Source organism: Streptomyces sp. NPDC006314 (assembly GCF_040613075.1).
GTDB lineage: Bacteria > Actinomycetota > Actinomycetes > Streptomycetales > Streptomycetaceae > Streptomyces.
The window spans coordinates 152304-171191 of sequence record NZ_JBEXRL010000014.1 but is presented as its reverse complement, the minus strand read 5'-3'; the positions used below and the strand labels follow the sequence as shown (position 1 = coordinate 171191).

Genomic DNA, 18888 nt, shown 5'->3' with positions numbered 1-18888 from the left:
GGCCATCTGGCGGCACGGGCGGCGGGGCGTACGGTGTTCTCGACAGACCGGCGGCCCGGGGCCACACTTGTGCGGCCCCCGCCGGGGTGGCAGCCCTAGAGGAAGGTGTCCTTGTGCCCCGCCGCAGAATCGGCTTCTGGTACCGCTTCGCCGCGGTGATCTGCAAACCGCCACTGGTGATTCTGATCAAGCGGGACTGGCGTGGAATGGAGCACATTCCGGCCGAGGGCGGATTTATCACCGTGGTGAACCACAATTCCCACGTGGACCCCTTCGCGTACGCGCATTATCAGTACAACACCGGACGGGTTCCGCGATTCCTCGCGAAGAGCGGACTTTTCAAGAAGGGATTCGTCGGCGCCGCCATGCGCGGTACCGGGCAGATCCCCGTCTATCGCGAGAGCACGGACGCGCTCAGCGCCTTCCGGGCCGCGATCGACGCCGTGCAACGCGGCGAGTGCGTCGCCTTCTACCCCGAGGGCACCCTCACCCGCGACCCGAACGGCTGGCCCATGACCGGGAAGACCGGCGCCGCCCGCGTGGCCCTGCAGACCAAGTGCCCGGTGATTCCGGTCGCCCAGTGGGGCGCCAACGAACTGCTGCCGCCGTACGCCAAGAAGCCCCATCTCTTCCCGCGCAAGACCCACCGTGTGCTGGCGGGCCCGCCCGTGGACCTCTCGCGCTTCTACGACAGGGAGATGACCCCGGACGTGCTGAAGGAGGCGACCGAGGTCATCATGGCGGCCATCACCCGCCAGCTGGAGCAGATCCGCGGCGAGAAGGCGCCCGAGAGGCCCTACGATCCGCGCCGGGAGCGGATCGAGCAGCGGCGCCGCACCCAGGCGCAGACCAGGGAACGCGCCCAGGCGCAGACCGGCAAGGAACAGGAGACCGGCACGTGAGCAAGCCTGTCCGGGCGGCCGTCATGGGCACCGGCTCATGGGGCACCGCCTTCGGCATGGTCCTCGCCGACGCGGGCTGTGAGGTGACCCTGTGGGCCCGCCGGCGCGAGCTGGCCGAGGCGGTCAACTCCACGCGGACCAACCCTGACTACCTGCCCGGCGTCGAACTCCCGGAGAACCTGCGCGCCACCTCCGACGCGGCCCAGGCGCTGGAGGACGCGGACTTCACCGTCCTCGCGATCCCCTCCCAGACCCTGCGCGCCAATCTCGCCGAGTGGACCCCGCTGCTCGCGCCCGGCACCGTGCTCGTCTCCCTGATGAAGGGCGTCGAACTCGGCTCCGCCATGCGGATGAGCGAGGTGATCGACGACGTCGCCAAGGTCGGCGCCGACCGGATCGCGGTCGTCACCGGCCCCAACCTGGCCCGTGAGATCGCCGCCCGGATGCCCGCGGCGGCCGTCGTCGCCTGCACCGACGAGGCCGTCGCGCAGCGCCTCCAGGGCGCCTGCCACACGCCGTACTTCCGGCCGTACACGGAAACCGACGTGGTGGGCTGCGAGCTGGGCGGTGCCGTGAAGAACGTCATCGGGCTCGCCGTCGGCATCGCGGACGGCATGGGGCTCGGCGACAACGCCAAGGGCTCGCTCATCACCCGAGGCCTCGCCGAGACCGCGCGGCTCGGTGTCGTGCTCGGCGCCGACCCGCTGACCTTCTCCGGACTCGCGGGCCTGGGCGACCTGGTGGCCACCTGCTCCTCGCCGCTGTCCCGCAACCACACCTTCGGCACCAACCTCGGCAAGGGCATGACCCTGCAGGAGACCATCGCGGTCACCAGGCAGACCGCCGAGGGCGTCAAGTCCTGCGAGTCGGTGGCGGATCTCGCCCGCCGGCACGGCGTGGAGATGCCCATCACCGAGACGGTCGTGGACATCGTGCACGAGGGCAAGCCGCCGGTGGTCGCTCTCAAGGAGCTGATGTCGCGCAGCGCCAAGCCGGAACGACGCTGAGCGACCGTTGGAGGGACGCGGAGTCACGGCGGCCAAGCGGGCGCTGACTCGGGGAATACCACCGGGTACTCTCAACGCGATATGAGCACCGAGAACCTCCCCCAGAGCCCTGAGCAGCCGTCGCGCAAGCCGCGCGTGGCCGTCGTGTTCGGCGGACGCAGTTCCGAACACGGGATCTCCGCGGTCACCGCCGGCGCCGTCCTGAGCGCCATCGACCGGACCAAGTACGACGTCCTGCCGATCGGCATCACCCGGGAAGGCCGTTGGGTGCTGACGGCCGACGAACCGGAGCGGATGGCGATCACCGACCGCCGCACCCCCGAGGTCGCGGACCTGGCGGACTCGGTCGAGGGCGGCGTGGTGCTCTCCGTCGACCCCGGCAGCCGCGAGGTCGTCTACAGCGAGCCCGGCTCCGTGCCCAAGGCGCTCGGCGAGGTCGACGTGGTCTTCCCGGTGCTCCACGGCCCCTACGGCGAGGACGGCACCCTCCAGGGCCTCCTGGAGCTGTCCGGAGTGCCGTACGTGGGTGCGGGCGTGCTCGCCTCGGCCGTCGGCCAGGACAAGGAGTACATGAAGCGGATCTTCACCTCCTTCGGGCTCAAGGTCGGCCCGTACGTGGTGATCCGGCCCCGCGAGTGGGCCCAGGACGAGTCCGCCGCCCGTAAGAAGATCATCGACTTCGCCGGCGAGTACGGCTGGCCGCTGTTCGTGAAGCCCGCGCGCGCGGGCTCGTCCATCGGCATCACCAAGGTCGACGACCTCTCCGGCCTGGACGAGGCGATCGCCGAGGCCCAGTCGCACGACCCGAAGATCCTGATCGAGGCGGCCGTGCGAGGCCGCGAGATCGAGTGCGGTGTCCTGGAGTTCGAGGACGGCCCGCGCGCCTCCGTCCCGGCCGAGATCCCGCCGCCGGACGCGCACGCGTACTACGACTTCGAGGCCAAGTACATCGACTCCACGCCCGGCATCGTCCCGGCGCCGCTCGGCGAGGAGCAGACCGCCGAGGTGCGGCGGCTCGCGATCGAGGCCTTCGAGGCGGCCTCCTGTGAGGGGCTGGTCCGCGCGGACTTCTTCCTCACCGAGGACGGCGAGTTCGTCATCAACGAGATCAACACCATGCCCGGTTTCACGCCGATCTCGATGTACCCGCAGATGTGGCAGGCCACCGGTGTCAGCTACGAGGAGCTGATCGACCGGCTGGTGCAGGCGGCGCTGCGCCGCTCGACCGGGCTGCGTTAGCGCATCGCCGGGAGGGCGGTTCGTCGCCTGCGGGTCCATCGCGGCCGGTCGCGCCCGCGCGGCGGTAGCCGCAGGCCGCGTACCGCCCCAGGCGCCCTTTCAGGCGCTGCCCCGACGACCCCGCCGACCCCGCCGGCAGCGCGCCGTCAGCGCATGGAGGCGATTCCCTCGGGGATCGCCTTCCTGACGGCGGACGCGAGACCCGTGAGCACCGAGGTGCCCTCCGCTTGCGCGGACATCCCCTCGGGCAGGCTCACCTGCACATAGGCCACGCGGTTGGCCGTGGTGAACCGCCATGTGCCGTCGCCCTGCTTCTCCATCAGCCAGTCGACGCCGTTCACCCCGCCCGGGATCGCGTCCGGGTCGCCTCCCTCGGCCACCTTGGGATCGATCATCTTCGGCGGCCGTACGACACCGCAGCGCAGTATGATCGCCGGGTTTCCCCAGCCCGCCGTGTAGGCGGACCGGGGCCCGGGGTCGTTGCGGCTCCGTCCGTCGAGCTTCCGCGGCAGCATCCGGTGCAGATCCCGGCACACCTTCGCCGTCTTCGCGTCGGGGCTGGGAACCGCCACCGTGGCGCTGTCGGCTGCCGTGGAGCAGCCCGCGACCGCGATGAGCAGTGCGGGCGCGAGCAGACCGAGGGGCCGGTGACGGAAGATGTTCACCGGCCAAGGGTAGACGGGGGCTACAGATGCACGACCGGACAGGTCAGGGTGCGGGTGATGCCGTCCACCTGCTGGACCTTGGCGACCACCATGCGGCCGAGATCGTCGACCGTGTCGGCCTGGGCGCGCACGATGACGTCGTACGGTCCCGTCACGTCCTCGGCCTGGATCACTCCAGGGATCTTGTTGATCGTCTCGGCGACGGTCGACGCCTTGCCGACCTCCGTCTGGATCAGGATGTACGCCTGTACCACGGAACCTCCAGGGCGGCCACGAGGATCATGTGGGGAAAAGGAACGCCACGGTATCGCGTCGCCGCTCCCCGCGGGGAGACCTGCGGGAACCGGGCTTGCGCGCCAGGGTGCAGGCACGGCGGAAGTTGACGGTCACCTCGCCCGCGACGAAGGTCATCCCGACCGCGGCGACGGTCACCTCGACGGTATCGGGGACACTGATGACGCGCGACCGGGCACGGCACGGCAGAGAAGGGGAGCCAAGGGAAATGAAGGGCACTGTTGGTGAGCTCGGGGAGTTCGGGCTCATCAGGGAGCTCACCTCCCGTCTCACCACCACTCCGGCGGTCCGGGTCGGCCCCGGCGACGACGCCGCGGTGGTCGCCGCGCCCGACCGCCGGGTGGTGGCGAGCACCGACATCCTGCTGGAGGGGCGGCACTTCCGCCGCGACTGGTCCACGGCGTACGACGTCGGGCGCAAGGCGGCGGCACAGAACCTCGCGGACATCGCCGCCATGGGCGCGGTACCGACCGCGCTGCTGCTCGGGCTGGTCGTCCCGGCCGAACTCCCGGTCACCTGGCCGAGCGAGCTGATGGACGGCCTGCGGGACGAGTGCCAGGTGGCAGGCGCCTCCGTGGTCGGCGGTGACGTCGTACGCGGCGACACGATCATGGTGTCGATCACCGCGCTCGGCGATCTGCGCAACCAGGAGCCGGTGACCCGCGCCGGCGCCCAGCCCGGCGACCTCGTGGCCGTCACGGGCTGGCTGGGCTGGTCCGCGGCCGGCTACGCGGTGCTCTCCCGGGGCTTCCGATCCCCGCGTGCCTTCGTGGAGGCCCACCGGCGCCCGGAGCCGCCGTACCACGCGGGTCCGGCCGCCGCAGCGCTCGGCGCCACCGCCATGTGCGACGTGAGCGACGGACTGATCGCAGACCTCGGACACATCGCCGAGGCCAGCAAGGTCCGCATCGACATCCGCTCCGGCGCCATCGACATCCCGACGCAGATGAACGACATCGGGCAGGCCGTCGGCGTGGACCCGCTGCAGTGGGTGCTGACCGGGGGAGAGGACCACGCGATCGTGGCGACCTTCCCGCCGGACGCCAAGCTGCCGGCCCGCTGGAAGGTCATCGGCGAGGTCCTCAACCCCTCCGCGCTGCCCCAGGTGACGGTCGACGGGGCGCCCTGGACCAGCAAGGGCGGCTGGGACCACTTCGGGGACATCGAGTCATGATCCCCAGGGTCCTCACGGTGGCGGGCTCGGACTCCGGCGGCGGCGCGGGCGTCCAGGCCGACCTGAAGACGATGCTGGCGCTCGGCGTGCACGGGATGAGCGTGATCACGGCGGTGACCGCGCAGAACTCCCTGGGTGTGCAGGGCGCCTGGGAGCTGCCCGTGGAGGCGGTCCGGGCCCAGTACCGCAGCGTCGTGGACGACATCGGCGTACAGGCCGTGAAGACCGGCATGCTGGCCTCGGCCGAACTGGTCGAGGCGGTCGCCGAGTTGATCTCCGGCACGGACGCGCCCGCCGTGGTCGACCCGGTGGGCGTCTCCAAGCACGGCGACCCGCTGCTCGCCGCCTCCGCACTGGACTCGGTCCGCACCAGGCTGCTCCCGGCGGCGACCGTGGCGACCCCGAACCTCGACGAGGTGATCCAACTCACCGGAGTGCGGGTCGAGTCGGAGGACGATCTGCGACGGGCCGCGGCGGCCGTGCTGGAGTACGGGCCGCGCTGGGTGCTGATCAAGGGCGGCCATCTGTCCGGGGATGCCGTGGATCTGCTCACCGACGGCTCGGCGGAGCACTGGCTGCGGGCCCCGCGTCACGACAACCGGCACACCCACGGCACGGGCTGCACGCTGGCCTCCGCGATCGCGTCGGGGCTGGCGAAGGGGCTGTCCGTGCCGAAGGCGGTCACACAGGCCAAGGAGTACGTCACCGGGGCGATCGCGGCCGGGTTCGCGCTGGGGGCGGGGATCGGGCCGGTGGATCATGGCTGGCGGTTCAGGTCACCCGAGTGATCTCGCGGGTACGGCAAAAAGCCGGTCCACCCGAGGGTGGACCGGCTTTTTGCGGCGAACCAGGCAGTGGCCGCGCGCTCAGCTGTAGCGTCAGCGCGAGACCTTGCCGGCCTTGATGCACGAGGTGCAAGCGTTCACGCGCTTCGGCGTCCCGCCGACCACGGTACGCACACGCTGGATGTTCGGGTTCCAGCGGCGGGACGTACGGCGGTGCGAGTGCGAGATGTTGTTGCCGAAGCCCGGCCCCTTGCCGCAGACGTCGCAGTTGGCAGCCACGGGTCACTCCAAAGACTTCAGATGCACTTACGGTTGATCCCGGCATGCCGGGATCGAGATCCTAAAACCTGAGATCTTGAGTGGCGCTGCCAGGGGAATGGCCCGATCGGATCGGGCAACCGGAGCAGCATACAACGACTGCGTCCGTGCAACGAAACTACCATGGCAGCTCAAGGCCCCGCTCCCGGCCCTCTTCCGGTGCACACCGGCTCGGGGTCTACGCTGCGTCCCACGTCCAGCCAGCTCAGGGAGGCGCAGGTGGCCCAGGTGCCGCAGACATTCTCCGATGCTCTCGCGGTGCGCACCTGGTGCGGTCTGGCGCTCCGGGCACTGGGGCGGGCCCGCGAGGAGATCGACGCGATCAACGTCTATCCGGTCGCGGACGGCGACACCGGAACCAACCTGTATCTGACCGTGGAGTCGGCGGCGACGGCCGTGGAGGCCGTGTTCGCCGGATACGGGACGGGCTCCGGCGAGCCGTCCCTCGCGGACGCGGTGCGCGCCATGGCCCACGGGGCACTCATCGGGGCCCGGGGCAACTCCGGGACGATCCTCGCGCAGCTGCTGCGGGGCATGGCGCAGGTGCTCGCCGACGACTCCGGCCGTCAGACGCCTCACCTCGACGGTTCGGGGCTGCGGCTGGCCCTGCGGCGGGCCGCCGACTCCGCCCGGCAGGCCGTGGCCCACCCCGTCGAGGGCACCGTGCTGACGGTCGCCTCCGCCGCCGCGGACGCCGCCGAGGAGGCCGAGGGCGACTGCGGGGCCGTGGCGCGGGCGGCCTACGAGGGCGCGCGGACGGCCCTGGCGGCGACTCCCGGCCAGCTGGCCGTGCTGGCGCGGGCCGGGGTGGTCGACGCGGGCGGACGGGGACTGGTGGCGGTGCTGGGGGCGCTGGTGGAGGCGTTCACCGGGGAAACCCCGGGGGCGGTGCCCGGCCGGCCCGCCCCCACGGGGCCCCCGGACGCCGCGGCCGGCACCGTTTCCGGCGCGCACGCGCGCGAGGCCGCCCCCGACGCCGGCCTGTGCGCCGACGGCGCCGAAGCGGGCGGACCCGCCTTCGAGGTGATCTACCTCCTGGAGGCCGACGACGCGGCCGTGGCCCGGTTGCGCGCGCGGCTCGACGCCCTCGGGGACTCCCTGGTCGTGGTCGGCGGTGATGGGCTGTGGAACGTCCATGTGCACGTGGACGACGCGGGCGCCGCTGTGGAGGCGGGCGTGGAGGCCGGGCGGCCGTACCGGATCCGGATCACGCACTTCGGGCTCGGCGACGTCCACACCGGCGGGGAGCGGCCGCCGCGCGAGCGCGCCCAGCGGGCCGTCGTCGCCGTCGTGCCGGGCGAGGGCCTGGCCGGGCTGTACACCGAGGCCGGCGCGACCACCGTCCTCGCCCGCCCCGGGGAGCCGCCCGCCAGCGGCGAGCTGGTGCAGGCCGTACGGCGTGCCCACGCGCGCGAGGTCGTGCTGCTGCCCAACGACGCCGAACTGCGCCACACGGCCGCCGCGGCGGCCGAGCAGGCCCGTACCGAGGGCATCCGCGTGGCCCTGATCCCGACCCGCTCTGCGGTCCAGGGCATCGCCGCGCTGGCGGTGCACGAGCCGGAGCGCCGCTTCGATGAGGACGTCGTCCAGATGACCTCCGCGGCGGGCGCCACCCGCTACGCCGAGGTCGTCGTCGCCGAACGTCAGTCCTGGACGACGGCCGGCATCTGCCAGGCCGGGGACGTCCTGGGCCTGATCGACGGCGACGTGGCGGTGATCGGCCCGGACGTCATCGCCACCGCCGCGACCGTCCTGGACCGCATGCTCCAGGCCGGCGGCGAGCTTGTCACCCTGGTCGTCGGCGACGAGGCACCGAAGACGGTCGCCGGGCATCTGGAGTCCCGCGTGCGGGAGTCCTACCTCGCGGTGGACACGGTGGTGTACCGGGGCGGCCGCCAGGGGGCGCTGCTGCTCATCGGCGTGGAGTGAGCGGCGGCTCCGCTCACGCCTCGGCCTGCGCCGCCTGGAGCATCTGCGTGGCCTCCGCCCGCCGGGCCCGGACGGTCTCGTCCCCGTCGCCGGCGCCTTCGTAGGCCCCGAGCACGGCACGCGCGCGTGCCGCCGCCTCGGCGGGCCGCCCGAGGTCGGTCTCCAGCCAGCCCGCGGCGAGTTCGGCGCCGGTACGGTCGTGCAGCCCGTCGGCGCCGAGCGTGCCGAACAACGCGGCCGCTCGGTCCATCTGGGCCAGAGCCGCCTCGAACGCGGCCCGGATCACGTCGTCCTGGGCCTCCTGGGCCTCCTGGGCCCCCTCGGCCCCCTCGGCCCCCTCGGCCTCCTCGGCCGCCGAGCGGGCCAGCAGGTCGCCGAACTGGCGATGGGTGTGGCCCAGTTCGGCCGTGAGCTGTTCCCGGGCCACCGGGTCCGCCGCGGTCTCCAGCGCGTGCTCGCACACGCGTATCGCGTCCGTCATCAGGTTCCGCGCGCCCTCCGCGCCGGACTCCCCGCGCAGCGCCAGCCAGCCGCGGGCGCGCAGCGAGCGGACCAGGAAGTGCGGGTTGCCGAGCGTGCGCCACAGCTCGCCCGCGCGCGCGTAGGCCTGGTCCGCCTCGTCCGTCAGCCCGGCGTCGCCCAGGGACTCGGCGGCGAGGTGCGCGAGCGTGGCGTGGTCCTGCTGCTCGGGCCAGTGCCGGGCGATGTCGGCGGCCCGCAGCCGGTGTTCGGCGGCCGCCCGGTGCTCCCCCAGCTCGCCCAGGCAGTCCCCGAGCCACCAGTGGGCCTGGACGACCGCCCCGTCGCCGTGCGTCTCGGCGCTCAGGTCGGCCAGCGCCGACTCCAGCACCTCGGCGGCCTCCGCATACCGGCCCTGGCGCAGCAGGAAGCCGCCCAGCTGCTGCCGCGCCCAGGCGCCCAGCGTGCCGCTCTCGCCGGCCTCGTCGGCCCAGTGCGCGGCCTCCAGAGCATGCTCCGCCGCCTCCACCGGCTCGCCCCGGCCGCCGATCACCTCGGCGAGCTGCAGGTGCAGCTGCGCCCGCCCGACCGGCTCCACGTACGGTCCGCCGTGCTCCAGTGCCGCGCGCAGCGCCCGCTCGGACCCGGCCAGGTCGCCGGCCTGGTGGGCGAGGGCGGCGACCTGCACCTCGTACTCGACCGAGAACCACGGGAGCCCGGCGGCCACGTACTCGGCGGCGGCCCGGCGGAACAGCTCCGCGGCCCGCCCGGCGTCCCCGGCGCGCGCGGCCAGCTCGGCGAGCATCGCCCGTGCCTCGGCGGCCCGCGCCGCCAGCCGTACCTCGTCGCCGGCCCGCCCGTCCACCAGGGCCAGCACTTCGCGCACCGCCTGCTCGGCCTCCGCGAGCGCCGCCCGGGCGGCCGGGCCCGCGGCGTCCTCGTGCACCCGCCGCATCAGGATCCGGGCCCGGCTCATCACCACCGACGCCGTCTGCCGTACTCCGGTGGCCTCGTCGGCGTACAGCGCGAGTACCTCGTCGTACAGGCCCGCGATCACGGCCTGGGCCGCGTCCACCTCGCCGCGCAGCGCGCGGACGTAGGCCCCGCGCGCGCATGCCGCCAGCGCCTCGCCGGGGTCGCCGGCCTCCGCGTACAGCGCGGCCGCCCGCTCGAACAGCTCGACGCCCTCGGGGCCACGGGCCATCGCCTCGTGGTCGGCGATCTCCGCGCGGTCGCGCGGCTCCAGGTCGGCGCCCTGCGCCGCCCGCGCGACCGCCGCCCAGGCCTCCAGCGCGTGCGGCCGCAGGGTGTCCGACAGCCGCCGGGCCTCGGCGAGCAGGGCCGCCAGGCCGGGCTCGTCGCGCACCTCCGGCGCCGGGGGCGCGGTCGCCGGCGCCGGCGCGGGGCGCACCGTGCGCACGCCCAGCGGGAGGCGTTCCAGCAGCGGGCGCTGTGCCATGCGCCCACGGACCTGGTCGCCGACGTACGAGGTGCCGTTGCGGCGGTCGAACCGCTCGGCCAGTTCCGTGGCCTCCGCGCGCGCGTGCGCGGCGAGTTCCCGTGCGGCCCACGTCCGTCCGGCGGGCCCCGGCACCCGTTGCTCGCCGAGCCCCAGCTCGGTCAGCCGGTCCATCAGCAGCGTCACTACGGCCATGAAGTCGAGCCGGCTGCGCGGATGCCCGGTGTCCGTGAAGTACGCCGGCCGCTCGGCGAGCAGTTCGAGACCCCGGGCCTCGTTGCCGGTCAGCGCGCAGAACTCCACGTGGTCCGCGTAGGCACCGCGCATGCTCTCCATGGCGCGCACGAGCCGGAAGCCCCGCAGATGGTTCGCGCGGGCCTCCTCCACCCGGCCGAGGCGCAGCAGCGGCTTCAGGGAGGAGGCGAGGACGGTGTGCGGCTCGTGCGCGCAGCTGTACTCGCCCGTCAGCACCGGCTCCCACAACTCGAGGGCGTCCGCGTCCCGGCCGCACCTGACCTGCCAGGTGCCCTGCCCGTGCAGCTCGCAGGCGTGGCAGTCGGCCATCCCGTCCCGGTCGGCGGCCAGCCACGCGGCGTACGCCCGCTCGGCCCGCGCCAGATCGCCGATGTGCGCGGCCACACTGAACTCGGCGCTGCGCACAGCCCGTTCGGAGTGCCCGGCGAGCCGGTAGCGGTGCTCCATCTCGCCGAGCCACTTCTCGACCGAGGCGAGCGGGATGTGCGGCTGGTCCAGCATGCCCGCCGACATCCACTTGAAGACCCAGTGCAGCGAGTGCGTCTCGTACTCGTCGAAGTCCTCGGGCCGTTCGTCCCACATGCGCAGCAGCCGCGCGAACGGGACGAACATCTTGTCCTTCTCGGAGCTGTAGTTGTAGACCTTCAGCTGGTGCCCGAGCGCCTCGATCACGGCGAGCGCGATGTTCAGCTTCTCCGCCTCGGCGAGGAGCTGTTCCGCGCGCGCGTTGCGGGCCGGTCCCTCCGGCTGCCCGGAGTTCTCCGCCATCGCCCGGCGCAGCGCGTCGAAGTCCGTGATCTCACCCATCAGCGACCGTTCTCCCCATGCGTGGCCCACTCCAGGAGGCCGATGAACGCCCGGTTGAGCAGCGCCGAGTCGGCCGGCCTGAGCGGGCGCTGTGCCATGAGCAGCGCCTGCCCGTACAGCGACTCGGTGGCGGTGCCGATGAGCTCCGGGTCCCCCAGTGAACCGATCCGCCGGATCAGCGGGTTGAGATGGTTGAGCACCAGACGCGCGCGCGGGGCGCTGCCGCGCAGCGAGCCCAGGATGCCCGCCCACAGGTCGTCGGCCCGCTCCTCGGCCTCGGCCCGCGCCTGCTCGTGCCGCGCGGACCGGTCGTCCAGGTGCAGCGCGGGCACGGACAGCGGGTGGAAGGCGCGCAGCACGACGTCACAGCCCAACGGGTCGAGCTTCGCCCGCGCGGCCGCCAGGAAGCCTGACAGCGCCAGCTCCTCGGCCGGGTCCACCGCGTCCAGGTGCGCGGTCACCGTGTCCGCGTCCAGCTCGGCGACGACCGTCCCCGGCCGCACCTGCGGCAGTGCCTCGATCAGCTCGCTGTCGTAGGTGTAGCCGCCGTTGACCACCCCGACCCCCTGCGCGGAGGCGATCGGCGCGACCTGCCGGTACTCCTCGACGGTCCGGGTGAAGTGCACCACCGGATGCCGCTGCGCGAACTCCTCCAGGGACAGCCGGCCGTCGGTCGTCTCGAACGGCAGCCACGGCAGCATCGTGCGCAGCATGTCGCCGTCGTGCCGGGCGAGGGACTTCACCCCGAGGTGGTGCACCGCGAGGAAGGCCGCGAGCCGCTCCGGATCACCGGCGGCGAGCCCGGTCAGCCAGGACCGGATCCGCTCGCCGAGCGCGTCCCGTACGGCGGCCAGCGTCTCGTCCTCGTACAGCGACTCGCGCGAGGCGGTCGGCCGCAGGCTGTCGGTGTCCAGCACGCAGCGCACGAAGAACGCCCAGTCCGGCAGCAGCTGTTCGGCGCGCTCGGTCAGCAGCATGCCCTTCAGGTGCACGCGATGAGTCGCCCGCTGGGCCGGGCTGACCGCCGACGGCAGGACGTACGCCACCCCGCGGATCCCGGCCACCGGCACATCCAGGTCGATCGAGTCCAGCGGGGTGAACGCGAACAGCTCGTGACAGTGCCGGGCCAGTGCCACCCGTCTCGTGGCGGGACTCTGGTACGGGCGGTCCCAGGGCGCCGGCAGATCGGTGATCCGCTCCTCGCCCACCCGGACGTCGTACGGCAGCAGCGACCCGAAGTCCCGGGCGAGGGTGAGGACCCGCTCGGCCGACAGCCACTCGGCCGCCCCGGCCCGCGCGGTCAGGTACACCGTCGTGCCCGGCTCGGGCCGCTCGGTGCCGGGCAGCGTGCGCACGGTGTACGACCCGTCGTCCCGGGCCGTCCACTCCACCGGCGGCGCCTCGGGCGTACGGGCGCTGCGGCTGACCACCCGGATCCGCTCGGCGACCACGAAGCAGGCGAGCAGCCCGATGCCGAACTGGCCGAGGAAGCCCGCTCGGGCCTCCTGGAGCCCCTCGGACCGCTTGGAGCTGCGGCCGATGGTCGCCAGCAGGTCGTGCACGTCCGACTCGGTGAGCCCGACGCCGCTGTCCTCCACGCGCAGGCCGCCGTCCGTCGCGTGCAGCCGTACCAGTGCCGGGGCGTCCGGCTCCGCGGCCCGCCGCGCGGTGATGGCGTCCACGGCGTTCTGCAGCAGTTCGCGCAGATAGACCCTGGGGCTGGAGTAGAGGTGATGGGAGAGCAGGTCCACCAGACCGCGCAGGTCGACCTGAAACGTATGAGGTGGCTGAGGTGACTGGGATGCCTGGGCTGACTGTGAGGTCTGGGAGTCCATCGTCACTGCGCCGGCAGGGGGAGTGCGTGCGGCGCGGGGTCGGGCGGTCCCGGAGGGGGCGGTGACCGCGAAGGATGGCCGGAGCGCGCCATCCTAGAGCCGGAACAGCCCACCTGACCAGGGGTTTCCCGGACCTCTCCGACATCGCGGGACGAAACCGCAGGGCGGCGTCTACGGCATTGTCAGTGCGGTGGTGTGCAATGGATCTCGTGCCCGCACTGGAAGAACCACTGAAGCAACCCCTGAAGTCAGTGCTCGGCCCCGCCACCGCGAAGGTGATGGCCGAGCACCTCGGCCTGCACACCGTCGGCGACCTCCTGCACCACTACCCGCGCAGATACGAGGAGCGCGGCCAGCTCACGCATCTCGCCGACCTCCCGATGGACGAGCACGTCACGGTGGTCGCCCAGGTCGCCGACGCCCGCCTGCACAGCTTCGCCTCGGCCAAGGCCCCCCGAGGCAAGGGCCAGCGTCTCGAGGTCACGATCACCGACGGCAGCGGCCGGCTCCAGCTGGTCTTCTTCGGCGCCGGCGTGCACAAGCCCCACAAGGAGCTGCTGCCGGGCACCCGCGCGATGTTCGCCGGCAAGGTCTCCGTCTTCAACCGCCGCCTCCAACTCGCCCATCCGGCCTACGAGTTGCTGCGCGGCGACAGCGAGGAGACGGTCGAGACCTGGGCCGGCGCCCTCATCCCGATCTACCCCGCCACCGCCAAACTGGAGTCCTGGAAGATCGGCAAGGCGGTCCAGACGGTGCTGCCCGGCGCCCAGGAAGCACGGGACCCGCTCCCCGACTCCCTGCGCGAGGGCCGCGGCCTGCTCCCGCTCCCCGAGGCCCTCCTCAAGATCCACCGCCCGCACACCAAGGCGGACATCGCCGACGCCCGCGCCCGCCTCAAGTGGGACGAGGCCTTCGTCCTCCAGGTCGCCCTGGCCCGCCGCCGTCACGCCGACACCCAACTCCCGGCCGTACCCCGCGCGCCCAAGCCGGACGGCGTCCTCACGGCCTTCGACGACCGCCTGCCCTTCACCCTCACCGAGGGCCAGCAGAAGGTCTCCGAGGAGATCTTCGCCGACCTCGCCACCGACCATCCGATGCACCGACTGCTCCAGGGCGAGGTCGGCTCCGGCAAGACGCTCGTGGCCCTGCGTGCGATGCTCGCCGTGGTCGACGCGGGCGGCCAGGCCGCGATGCTCGCGCCCACGGAGGTCCTCGCCCAGCAGCACCACCGCTCGATCACCGAGATGATGGGCGAACTGGCCGAGGGCGGCATGCTGGGCGGCGCCGAGCACGCCACCAAGGTGGTCCTGCTCACCGGCTCGATGGGCGCCGCCGCCCGCCGCCAGGCCCTTCTGGACCTGGTCACCGGCGAGGCCGGCATCGTCATCGGCACGCACGCCCTGATCGAGGACAAGGTCCAGTTCCACGACCTGGGCCTGGTGGTTGTCGACGAACAGCACCGCTTCGGCGTCGAACAGCGCGACGCCCTGCGCGGCAAGGGCAAGCAGCCCCCGCACCTGCTCGTCATGACGGCCACCCCCATCCCGCGCACGGTGGCCATGACGGTCTTCGGCGATCTGGAGACCTCGGTCCTCGACCAGCTTCCGGCCGGCCGCTCCCCGATCGCCAGCCATGTCGTCCCGGCCGCCGACAAACCCCACTTCCTCGCCCGCGCCTGGGAACGGGTCCGCGAGGAGGTGACGGGCGGCCACCAGGCCTACGTCGTCTGCCCCCGCATCGGCGACGAGGAGGACGACCCGAAGAAGACCGGCAAGAAGAAGTCCCCCGAGGACGAGGCCGAGAAGCGGCCCCCGCTCGCGGTCCTCGACGTGGCCGACCAGCTGGGCAAGGGCCCGCTCCAGGGCCTGCGGGTCGAGGTCCTCCACGGCCGTATGCACCCCGACGACAAGGACGCGGTGATGCGCCGCTTCGCTGCGGGCGAGACCGATGTCCTGGTCGCCACCACCGTCATCGAGGTGGGCGTCAACGTCCCCAACGCCACGGCCATGGTGATCATGGACGCCGACCGCTTCGGCGTCTCCCAGCTGCACCAGCTGCGCGGCCGGGTCGGCCGTGGTTCGGCCCCCGGCCTGTGCCTGCTGGTCACCGAGATGCCCGAGGCCAGCGCGGCCCGCCAGCGCCTGAACGCGGTCGCCTCCACCCTGGACGGCTTCGAACTCTCCCGCATCGACCTCGAACAACGCCGTGAGGGAGACGTCCTCGGCCAGGCCCAGTCCGGCGCCCGTTCCAGCCTCCGGGTCCTCGCGGTCATCGAGGACGAGGAGGTCATCGCGGAGGCCAGGCAGGAGGCGGCGGCGGTGGTGGCCGCCGACCCTGACCTGGAGCACCTTCCCGGCCTGCGTACGGCCCTGGACGCCCTTGTGGACGAGGAGAGGGAGCAGTACCTGGAGAAGGGGTGAGGTGAGGCGCCCCGAAAGGGGCGCGGGAACCGCGCGACGCGCCACAGCGGTGCCGCATCCGCCGACGGCGATCAAGCACCCCCCTCCGGAGGCTGCCAAACTGACCAGACGAAGCCGCCCCTCGAAGAAGGACCCTGAAATGACCCGCGTGATCGCCGGCACCGCAGGCGGCCGGCGCCTGTCAGTACCGCCCGGCACGGGAACCCGGCCCACCTCGGACCGCGCACGCGAGGCCCTCTTCTCCACCTGGCAGTCCCTCCTCGGCGGCCCCCTGGACGGAGAACGTGTCCTGGACCTCTACGCCGGCTCGGGCGCCGTAGGCCTGGAGGCCCTGTCCCGTGGCGCGAGCCACACGCTCCTGGTCGAGGCGGACGCCCGCGCGGCGAAGACCGTCCGGGAGAACGTGAAGAACCTGGGCCTGCCCGGCGCCGAGGTGAGAACAGGCAAAGCGGAACAAGTCATCAGAACCGCACCCCCCGCCGAGCCGTACGACCTGGTCTTCCTGGACCCGCCGTACGCCGTCGGAGACGACGATCTTCGGGAGATTCTGCTCACACTCCGCACGGAGGGGTGGCTCGCCGGAGAAGCCCTCGTCACCGTGGAGCGCAGCACCAGAGGCGGCGAATTCCACTGGCCGGACGGCTTCGAGGCGATCCGGTCCCGTCGCTACGGCGAGGGAACGTTTTGGTACGGTCGCGCCGCCTCTACGTGCGAAGACGCACGATGACCGGACCGGAGAGCGAGGGATTGCAAGTGCGCCGCGCCGTCTGTCCCGGGTCGTTCGACCCGATCACCAACGGACACCTCGACATCATCGCCCGAGCCTCCCGTCTGTACGACGAGGTCTATGTCGCGGTGATGATCAACAAGTCCAAGAAGGGCCTGTTCGAGACCGAGGAGCGGATCGAGCTGATCCGCGAGGTCACCGCCGAGTACGCCAACGTCCGCGTGGAGGCCTTCCACGGCCTCCTCGTCGACTTCTGCAAGCAGCGCGACATCCCCGCCATCGTCAGGGGCCTGCGCGCCGTCAGCGACTTCGACTACGAACTCCAGATGGCCCAGATGAACATCGGCCTCACCGGCGTCGAAACGCTGTTCGTGCCCACCAACCCCACCTACAGCTTCCTCTCCTCCTCCCTGGTCAAGGAGGTGGCGGCCTGGGGCGGCGACGTCTCCCACCTGGTGCCCGCCCCGGTTCTTGAGGCCCTGAACGCGCGCCTGCGCAAGGACTGATGGGGCTACAGTCGTCCCGTCCGTCTCCATACCGGCTGTAGAGAGTGGCGAGCACAGGTGGACGTGCAGAAGAAGCTCGACGAGATCGTCTCCGCGGTCGCCGGCGCCCGGGCGATGCCCATGTCGGCGTCGTGCGTGATCAACCGCGCCGAGCTGCTCGCAATGCTGGAAGAGGTGCGCCAGGCCCTGCCCGGCTCCCTCGCGCAGGCGCAGGAGCTGATCGGCGACCGTGAGCAGATGGTCGAGCAGGCCCGCATGGAGGCCGAGCGGATCATCGAGAACGCGCACGCCCAGCGTGGCTCGCTGATCTCCGACACCGAGATCGCCCGCCGCTCCCAGGCCGAGGCCGACCGGATCCTCGCCGAGGCCCGCCAGGAGGCCGAGGAGATCCGCGCCGAGGCCGACGACTACGTCGACTCCAAGCTCGCCAACTTCGAGGTCGTCCTCACCAAGACCCTCGGCTCGGTCGGCCGCGGCCGCGAGAAGCTCCTCGGCACCGGCCCCGGCCTGGACGAGAACGGCTACGAGGACGAGGACGCCCCCGAGCGCAGCCAGGACCCGGCGACCCTGCGCCACAACGCCGACGCGTACGTCGACGCCAAGCTCGGCGCCTTCGAGGCGGTCCTCGCCAAGACCCTGGAGGCCGTCGGCCGGGGCCGGCAGAAACTGCACGGCCGGATCGCCACCGACGACCTCGGCGCCCTCGCCGACGACACCACGACCTACCAGCACTCCAGCGACGCCGACTACCTCGCCGACCTCGCGGCCCTCACCGACACCCCGGCCGAGCGCCCGGCCCCACCGCGGCGGCCGGAGCCGTCGTACGAGCCGCAGCCGGCCTTCGACTACCAGCAGCAGCCGGACCCGTACGCGAGCTTCCCGCACCAGTCCGACTACGGCCGGCGGCAGGACCCGTACGGCTACCAGCAGGCCGACCCCTACTCCGCCACCTCCGGCTACGCCCCGGCGGGAGGCTACGACGCCCAGCAGGCCGCCTACGAGCCCCAGCAGCCCCAGCCACCCCACCAGTCCCAGCAGCAGTCGCAGCAGGGGTACGCCCTCGACGAGACCAGTCTCTTCGACACCGGCATGATCAGCGCGGAGCAGCTGAAGGCGTACGAGCAGGGCCGGGGTCTGTAGCCGCGTACCGGAGCCCCACCGGATTGGGCCCTGAGCCAAAGGTCCAGTATCCTGGCTCTTCGGTCGCGCGTATGCCCGCGATCACCGCTGCCCCCACACCAACGGGTAGCGTCCCTTCGAGTTCGAAGATCGAAAGCAGGAATGGCCTCCAACGCCCGCCTCGACCACCGCAACCCCCTCGTGTTCGACACACACGAGCTGGGTCGGCGTCCGGGCGCGCTGCAGCGCCTGACCCGCACGATCGACGCCCCCCGGGACCTCGGTATCCAGGGAGTCATCGGAGTGCCGGAAGGCGCCCCGGTGGAGCTCGACCTCCGGCTCGAGTCGGTCATGGAAGGGGTGCTCGTCACAGGCACCGCCCGTGCACTGGCCGAGGGGGAGTGCGTAAGGTGTCTGGAGCCGGTCGAGCTGGAGCTCGAAGCGGACTTCCAGGAACTGTTCTCGTACCCTGACGCCGACGACCGGGGCCGTGTGATCGCGGAACCGGGCGACGACGCCGAGGACGACGAGGACAGGTTCTACCTCGAGGACGGACTGTTCGACCTCGAACCTCTGCTGCGCGATGCGGTGGTGCTCGCACTGCCGATGCAGCCGGTGTGCCAGGAAGACTGCCCGGGCCTGTGCTCCGAGTGTGGGGCGCGGCTCGCGGACGACCCGGACCACCACCACGACGCCGTCGACATCCGTTGGGCGGCTTTGCAGGGACTCGCCGGTTCACTCGAAGACGGCGAGAAGGACGAGATGAGCGGCGCCGAAGCGGGCGTCGACGAGAAGCAGGAGAAGTAGCCGTGGCTGTTCCGAAGCGGAAGATGTCGCGCAGCAACACGCGCCACCGCCGGTCGCAGTGGAAGGCTGCGGTCCCCACCCTGGTTGCGTGCGAGCGCTGCCACGAGCCCAAGCAGCAGCACATCGCGTGCCCGTCTTGCGGCACCTACAACAAGCGCCAGGTCCTCGAAGTCTGAGCGGG

At 72.3% G+C, this 18888-nt stretch carries 17 protein-coding genes; 12 read left to right on the top strand and 5 right to left on the bottom strand.

Annotated elements, in window-relative coordinates; all coding sequences use genetic code 11:
- The first annotated feature begins 113 nt into the window (after positions 1 to 113).
- The 3 genes from ABZ079_RS25195 (at position 114) to ABZ079_RS25185 (ending at position 3148) form a co-directional block, all read left to right on the top strand.
- Positions 114 to 902, top strand: a complete 789-nt coding sequence (locus ABZ079_RS25195; protein WP_356941707.1) for a lysophospholipid acyltransferase family protein — start codon at positions 114 to 116, stop codon at positions 900 to 902.
- Entirely contained in the window at positions 899 to 1909 is a 1011-nt protein-coding gene (locus tag ABZ079_RS25190; RefSeq protein WP_356941706.1) for an NAD(P)H-dependent glycerol-3-phosphate dehydrogenase, read from the top strand. Before ABZ079_RS25195 ends, ABZ079_RS25190 begins: the two co-directional genes overlap by 4 nt.
- Before the next feature lie 81 nt (positions 1910 to 1990).
- Positions 1991 to 3148, top strand: coding sequence for a D-alanine--D-alanine ligase family protein (locus ABZ079_RS25185; protein ID WP_356941705.1), 1158 nt, complete (start codon positions 1991 to 1993; stop codon positions 3146 to 3148).
- A gap of 146 nt (positions 3149 to 3294) precedes the next feature.
- Here the strand turns inward: ABZ079_RS25185 and ABZ079_RS25180 are convergent, their stop codons facing one another.
- Positions 3295 to 3813, bottom strand: coding sequence for a DUF3515 domain-containing protein (locus ABZ079_RS25180; protein WP_356941704.1), 519 nt, complete (start codon positions 3811 to 3813; stop codon positions 3295 to 3297).
- A gap of 20 nt (positions 3814 to 3833) precedes the next feature.
- Positions 3834 to 4067, bottom strand: coding sequence for an Lrp/AsnC ligand binding domain-containing protein (locus ABZ079_RS25175; RefSeq protein ID WP_030040983.1), 234 nt, complete (start codon positions 4065 to 4067; stop codon positions 3834 to 3836).
- A 248-nt stretch (positions 4068 to 4315) separates the two neighbouring features.
- Here ABZ079_RS25175 and ABZ079_RS25170 point away from each other — a divergent pair, with 248 nt between their 5' ends.
- Both ABZ079_RS25170 and thiD read left to right on the top strand, forming a co-directional pair.
- Positions 4316 to 5281: a thiamine-phosphate kinase gene (locus ABZ079_RS25170; RefSeq protein ID WP_067004870.1), complete on the top strand. Its 966-nt coding sequence runs from the start codon at positions 4316 to 4318 to the stop codon at positions 5279 to 5281.
- On the top strand, positions 5278 to 6069 hold the full coding sequence (thiD, locus tag ABZ079_RS25165) for a bifunctional hydroxymethylpyrimidine kinase/phosphomethylpyrimidine kinase (protein ID WP_356941703.1): 792 nt from the start codon (positions 5278 to 5280) through the stop codon (positions 6067 to 6069). Before ABZ079_RS25170 ends, thiD begins: the two co-directional genes overlap by 4 nt.
- A 90-nt stretch (positions 6070 to 6159) precedes the next feature.
- Here the strand turns inward: thiD and rpmB are convergent, their stop codons facing one another.
- On the bottom strand, positions 6160 to 6345 hold the full coding sequence (gene rpmB / locus ABZ079_RS25160; RefSeq protein ID WP_003993230.1) for a 50S ribosomal protein L28: 186 nt from the start codon (positions 6343 to 6345) through the stop codon (positions 6160 to 6162).
- Between the two features lie 258 nt (positions 6346 to 6603).
- On the opposite strand from rpmB, the gene ABZ079_RS25155 reads away from it, so the two are divergent.
- Positions 6604 to 8313 carry a DAK2 domain-containing protein gene (locus tag ABZ079_RS25155; protein WP_356941702.1) on the top strand — a complete coding sequence of 570 codons (1710 nt, stop codon included), beginning with the start codon at positions 6604 to 6606 and terminating at the stop codon, positions 8311 to 8313.
- Positions 8314 to 8326: 13 nt separating this feature from the next.
- Here ABZ079_RS25155 and ABZ079_RS25150 read toward each other — a convergent pair whose 3' ends face one another.
- Entirely contained in the window at positions 8327 to 11293 is a 2967-nt protein-coding gene (locus ABZ079_RS25150; protein WP_356941701.1) for a tetratricopeptide repeat protein, read from the bottom strand.
- Positions 11293 to 13128: an HSP90 family protein gene (locus ABZ079_RS25145; protein WP_356941700.1), complete on the bottom strand. Its 1836-nt coding sequence runs from the start codon at positions 13126 to 13128 to the stop codon at positions 11293 to 11295. Before ABZ079_RS25145 ends, ABZ079_RS25150 begins: the two co-directional genes overlap by 1 nt.
- A 200-nt stretch (positions 13129 to 13328) precedes the next feature.
- On the opposite strand from ABZ079_RS25145, the gene recG reads away from it, so the two are divergent.
- From recG to rpmF, 6 genes are all read left to right on the top strand, one after another.
- Entirely contained in the window at positions 13329 to 15548 is a 2220-nt protein-coding gene (gene recG / locus ABZ079_RS25140) for an ATP-dependent DNA helicase RecG (RefSeq protein WP_356941699.1), read from the top strand.
- A gap of 100 nt (positions 15549 to 15648) precedes the next feature.
- The gene (rsmD, locus tag ABZ079_RS25135; protein WP_356941735.1) at positions 15649 to 16275 is read left to right on the top strand and encodes a 16S rRNA (guanine(966)-N(2))-methyltransferase RsmD; all 627 of its coding nucleotides are present in this window, start codon (positions 15649 to 15651) and stop codon (positions 16273 to 16275) included.
- 26 nt (positions 16276 to 16301) lie between these two features.
- Complete coding sequence (gene coaD, locus ABZ079_RS25130) at positions 16302 to 16781, top strand: pantetheine-phosphate adenylyltransferase (protein WP_356941698.1); 480 nt, start codon at positions 16302 to 16304, stop codon at positions 16779 to 16781.
- 57 nt (positions 16782 to 16838) lie between these two features.
- On the top strand, positions 16839 to 17921 hold the full coding sequence (locus tag ABZ079_RS25125) for a cell division initiation protein (RefSeq protein WP_356941697.1): 1083 nt from the start codon (positions 16839 to 16841) through the stop codon (positions 17919 to 17921).
- A gap of 141 nt (positions 17922 to 18062) precedes the next feature.
- The gene (locus tag ABZ079_RS25120) at positions 18063 to 18707 is read left to right on the top strand and encodes a DUF177 domain-containing protein (protein ID WP_356941696.1); all 645 of its coding nucleotides are present in this window, start codon (positions 18063 to 18065) and stop codon (positions 18705 to 18707) included.
- Between the two features lie 2 nt (positions 18708 to 18709).
- Entirely contained in the window at positions 18710 to 18883 is a 174-nt protein-coding gene (gene rpmF, locus ABZ079_RS25115; RefSeq protein ID WP_003951102.1) for a 50S ribosomal protein L32, read from the top strand.
- The last annotated feature ends 5 nt before the right edge of the window (positions 18884 to 18888 follow it).

Excerpts from the sequence above, each read along its gene's own strand:
- ABZ079_RS25185 (WP_356941705.1), top strand. The coding sequence starts at position 1,991 with ATGAGCACCGAGAACCTCCCCCAGAGCCCTGAGCAGCCGTCGCGCAAG.
- ABZ079_RS25170 (WP_067004870.1), top strand. The coding sequence starts at position 4,316 with ATGAAGGGCACTGTTGGTGAGCTCGGGGAGTTCGGGCTCATCAGGGAG.
- thiD (WP_356941703.1), top strand. The coding sequence starts at position 5,278 with ATGATCCCCAGGGTCCTCACGGTGGCGGGCTCGGACTCCGGCGGCGGC.
- ABZ079_RS25150 (WP_356941701.1), bottom strand. The coding sequence starts at position 11,293 with ATGGGTGAGATCACGGACTTCGACGCGCTGCGCCGGGCGATGGCGGAG.
- ABZ079_RS25145 (WP_356941700.1), bottom strand. The coding sequence starts at position 13,128 with ATGGACTCCCAGACCTCACAGTCAGCCCAGGCATCCCAGTCACCTCAG.
- recG (WP_356941699.1), top strand. The coding sequence starts at position 13,329 with ATGGATCTCGTGCCCGCACTGGAAGAACCACTGAAGCAACCCCTGAAG.
- ABZ079_RS25120 (WP_356941696.1), top strand. The coding sequence starts at position 18,063 with ATGGCCTCCAACGCCCGCCTCGACCACCGCAACCCCCTCGTGTTCGAC.